Below are 3,833 nucleotides of genomic sequence, written 5' to 3'. Positions count from 1 at the left end.
CCGGCGAGCCCCTCACCCTGAACTGGTGGCTCGMCGGTCTCCTCGTCGTTGCCGAAGGAGGTCCAGTAGCCGTCGCCCTCGATGATGTTCTGGTTGGGGATCGAGCCCTCGATGACGAGGATGAACGGGTTCGGCAGCTCGCCCTTGGCCGCCGCACGGAACGGAGCGAGGAAGTCCTCGCCGCCGGTGGTGGGCGAGAGCACCTTGTTGTGCAGATTCACCTTCGGCAGGCCGGGGACGAGGCCCAGCACGACGTCTTCGATGGCGGGCTGCCCCGAGGCCGTCATCGAGACGGTGTCCCCGTCGCAGCTCATCCCCTCGGAGATCCACAGAATGTCGATCTCCTCGATGCCCTGCCGCTGGTCGGCCCTGGTCGGGTGCTCACTCACGCGGGCGGTGCCGCTCTCGATCGTCATGTCCTCGGCCTCCCTTGCAGCCGGTCACGCAGTCGGTCGTAGACGGCCGCGACCGGAGCCGCCATCGCCAGCCCCGGTGGCTGGTCGGGGGCGCCTGGATGCGGCCGGGTGGGGGCGGTCTGCTTGGCCTTCGCCAGCTCACGGCCCAGCTCGTCGAGGGCCTGCTGGTCGACGGCCGCACGCAGCTTGGGCAACATCCGGCCCTCTTCCTCGGCCACGTGCTCCTCGATCTCCTCCTGGAGCTCGGTCATCAGCGCGGTGGTCCGCTCCATGACCTGCTCGTCGCCCTCGCCGCCCTCGAACCCGTCCGGATAGGTGCCGGCGTCTCCGGCGGAGGGGAGCTTGTCCAGCGCGAGGAGCGTCTTCTTGACACCCATGTGCTCGGCCAGATGCTCCTCGATCTCCTGCTGCCCGTCCGCCAGCACCTTCTTGGCCAGCGGGTAGACCATCAGCTCCTCGAGCGCGGCGTGCTTGGACAGCTCGCGGACGAGTGTCTCGACCACGGCGCGGCGTTGGCGGGCCGAGGCAGCCGCGTGGTAGTCGCGGAACAGCTGCTCGACCATCCGATGGTCATGCTTCAACAGTTCGATGGCGTCCATCGGGCCTCGCTTCGTCACGGTGGGGGACGGCGTCCTCGGGGCGCCCATGCCCGTCGCCGTCCAGCGGATGGACTTCGTCGGTGCGGAAGTAGAAGTAGCGGCCGTACCAGGCGTTCACCTCGGCCGCGGGGTCGTCGTCGAGGGTGACGGCCAGGTGCACGCTGCCGTCCACGTCGTGGAAGACGCCCGCGATCCGCGCCGTACGGCCGGCGAGGAAGATGTCGTGCGCGTCGGCGCCCCGGGCCCGCGGACGCAGCACCACCCGGTGGCCGCGCCGCACCGGTACGCCCTCGACCAGCACGCTGTCCGTCGACGGTGAGATCCCCTCGTCGCCGCCTTCCTGCCACCAGGGCGTGGCCGCGCGGGCGGGCACCTGGCCGCTGCCGGGAGGCGGGGGCTCGACGGCCGTCGATGGCCGCCCCGGCCCGGGGGCCGCCTCACGGTCGGGCCCCGGCGACGTCGGCACGGCGGCGTTCCCGGCGGGCTCCAGCGAGCGGATCGCGCCGTGCAGACGCGCGAAGACCTCCCGCGGCATGGTCTCGACCTGGTCGAGGATGGCCGCCGCGCGCGGGTCGGTGGCCCGGGCCTCCCGCTTCTCCTCGTCGGTCAGCAGGAAGGTGCGCAGGGAGAGGATCTCGTCGATCTCGGCGGCGTCGTGCAGGTCCCCCGGGCTTTCCGGCGCGATCTGCGGGTGGTCGGGCAGGAGGATCGGCGAGGAGAGCATCATCCGCCGCGTGCCCTCCTCCCCCGCCAGCACGGGGAAGGTGTGCAGGTTGCGGCAGGTACGCGTGTGAGCCGCCGCCCAGGCGGGCGGGTCGGTGAGGGAGACGAACTCCACGCCCTGTCCGCCCAGCAGGGTGTGGGTCGCGATCAGGGCGTGCCGCAGCGCCTCGTCGCGGGGCGTGCGGGCCAAGACGGTGTCGTCGGTGTTCTCCGTACGGACGCTCAGGCGGTACGCCCCGGGGCGGTCGGCCAGCGGTCGCACCGACAGCGTCGTGCGTGCCGCGAGCGGGCGGCGGTACCGGAAGATGCGGAGGGCTTCGCCGTCCGCGCCTGCCAGGCCGGTGGTCTCCTCGCCGCCGGGCACGCCGACGGGGAACGTCTGCTCTCCCGCGAGCAGGTCGGCCAGCTCCACCTCGATGTCCGTCTCGTGCTCCACCGCCTCGTCGAAGGACAGGTGGAGTTCGCCGCCGAGGTCGGCGGACTCGACGGGCTCCCAGGCGCCGTCGCCGCCCCCGTCCTGCGTCCGGACGCGGCGCTCGACACGTTTGCCCTGTACCTGGAGGTACCGCACCCGGATGCGGAGCAGGGCGCCGGGGGCGGCCTCCAGCAGGCACGCGGTGTGCTGCCGCCAGGACTCGGCGGCTCCGGCGACGCTCGGCAGAACGGGCCCGTCGGCCTCCACCCAGGCGCGGGGTGCGAGGACACCGAACTGCCAGCGCACCCGGTTCTTTGGTGAGGAGCGGCGGTACGGGTAGAGGAGGTAGCCCTCGTAACAGATGGCGTCCGCGACCGCGCGGACCTGTGCGAACGCCGCCCCCGTCGACCGTGTGCCGGGCTCCGCCCGAACCGGACCGTCCACTGCCGTGCCTCCCGGTCGCCGCATCGGTGCGCGGAGCCGCACACCGGCGTCCATATTTGCACCGTTTTTTCAGATTTGCGCGCTCTCCTGGCGCGGGTGTGGCGCGCAGTCGCCTCTGGACGCGTGCGGGTCGCCTTCGGACGTGTGCGGGTCGCCTTCGGACGCGTGCGGGTCGCCTTCGGACGCGTGCGGGTCGCCTTTGGGCGCGTGCGGGGTCGCCCCTGGACGTTTGAAGAGGGGTCTTCCTGGTACTTCGTGAGGCGTGTGGCTCCTGAGACCGCCTGGGGTGTATGCCCCGCAAGGCGATTCCGAACTGTTGCTCGAAACCATTGCCGGGGCGACCGCCCCTCGGGGCGCGCGGATGTTGGACGTGTGCACAGGCACGGGCGTGGTCGCGCTCGCGGGCGCGCGTCTGGGCGCCCGCGAGGTGCACGCCGTGGACATCTCCGCGCGAGCCGCCCTGGCCGCTTCCTGGAACGCCCGGCTGAGGGGCCTGCCCGTCCGCGCGCACCGCGGTGACTTCCTGGAGCGCGCCACCGGGCGCTTCGACATCGTGACGGCGAACCCGCCCTACGTGCCGTACGCGGGGCCCGGCCAGGGCTCCGGACGACGTGCGCGCGCCTGGAACGCGGGACGCGACGGCCGCAGGTTCGTGGACCGCCTGTGCGAGGCGGCACCGCGGCTGCTCGCGGACGACGGCGTCCTGCTGCTGGTCCACTCGCAGCTGTGCGGACCTGACCGGACGCTGGAGATGCTGCGCGGCTTCGGCCTCGAGGCCACGGTGACCGCACGCCGCATCCAACCCTTCGGCCCGGTGCTGCGCGCCCGAGCGCAGTGGCTGGAGCGACAGGGACTGATCTCTCCCGGACAGCGACACGAGGAACTGGTGGTCATCCGTGCCGAGCTCGTCCCCGCACGAGAACGCCCCGAACCGGAGGAGCGGTCCGCCTCCCGGCAGCTGTGAGGCGCGGCCCCTGCGCCGCGTGACCCTCGAACAGGGCGGCCCCGTGCTGGTCGAGGGCCCCGTCGAGGTGCGCCTCGACGACGGGCGAACGGTCACGTCCGACCGCTTCATGGTGGCGCTGTGCACCTGCCGCCGCAGCCGGACCTACCCCTGGTGCGACACCAGCCACCGCCGCCGCTCCCGCCCCGCCAGTGACGACGCCCCGCGTCCGGGAGAGGGGCGGCGGGGCGACAGCCGCTGAGGGCGTCTCCCCCGCGCACACCGCCCCCGCG

4 protein-coding genes and 1 pseudogene are annotated in these 3,833 nt (G+C 72.9%); 2 read left to right on the top strand and 3 right to left on the bottom strand.

Annotation, left to right across the window (positions count from 1 at the left end; genetic code table 11):
- The 3 genes and pseudogenes from AB8Z75_RS32345 to AB8Z75_RS32335 form a co-directional block, all read right to left on the bottom strand.
- Positions 1–416 (bottom strand): annotated as a pseudogene (locus AB8Z75_RS32345) (hydrogenase expression protein HypE); the annotation flags it as partial.
- Positions 413–1,015, bottom strand: a complete 603-nt coding sequence (locus AB8Z75_RS32340) for a hemerythrin domain-containing protein (RefSeq protein WP_369208290.1) — start codon at positions 1,013–1,015, stop codon at positions 413–415. The gene AB8Z75_RS32340 and the pseudogene AB8Z75_RS32345, both read right to left, overlap by 4 nt.
- Positions 987–2,597 (bottom strand): hypothetical protein, encoded by a 1,611-nt coding sequence (locus AB8Z75_RS32335; protein ID WP_369208288.1) that lies wholly within the window; start codon positions 2,595–2,597, stop codon positions 987–989. Before AB8Z75_RS32335 ends, AB8Z75_RS32340 begins: the two co-directional genes overlap by 29 nt.
- A gap of 262 nt (positions 2,598–2,859) precedes the next feature.
- On the opposite strand from AB8Z75_RS32335, the gene AB8Z75_RS32330 reads away from it, so the two are divergent.
- Together AB8Z75_RS32330 and AB8Z75_RS32325 are read left to right on the top strand one after the other, a co-directional pair.
- Positions 2,860–3,561, top strand: coding sequence for a HemK2/MTQ2 family protein methyltransferase (locus AB8Z75_RS32330; RefSeq protein ID WP_369208286.1), 702 nt, complete (start codon positions 2,860–2,862; stop codon positions 3,559–3,561).
- A 10-nt stretch (positions 3,562–3,571) separates the two neighbouring features.
- Complete coding sequence (locus AB8Z75_RS32325) at positions 3,572–3,802, top strand: CDGSH iron-sulfur domain-containing protein (protein WP_369208292.1); 231 nt, start codon at positions 3,572–3,574, stop codon at positions 3,800–3,802.
- Positions 3,803–3,833: the final 31 nt, after the last annotated feature.

The sequence above is a fragment of the Streptomyces sp. PU-14G genome (genome assembly GCF_041028275.1).
GTDB lineage: Bacteria > Actinomycetota > Actinomycetes > Streptomycetales > Streptomycetaceae > Streptomyces.
Note: the sequence above shows the minus strand (reverse complement) of the source record. Positions and strands in the feature narration are given on the sequence as shown.

Coding starts and splice junctions, on each gene's coding strand:
- AB8Z75_RS32340 (WP_369208290.1), bottom strand. CDS start 1,015: ATGGACGCCATCGAACTGTTGAAGCATGACCATCGGATGGTCGAGCAG.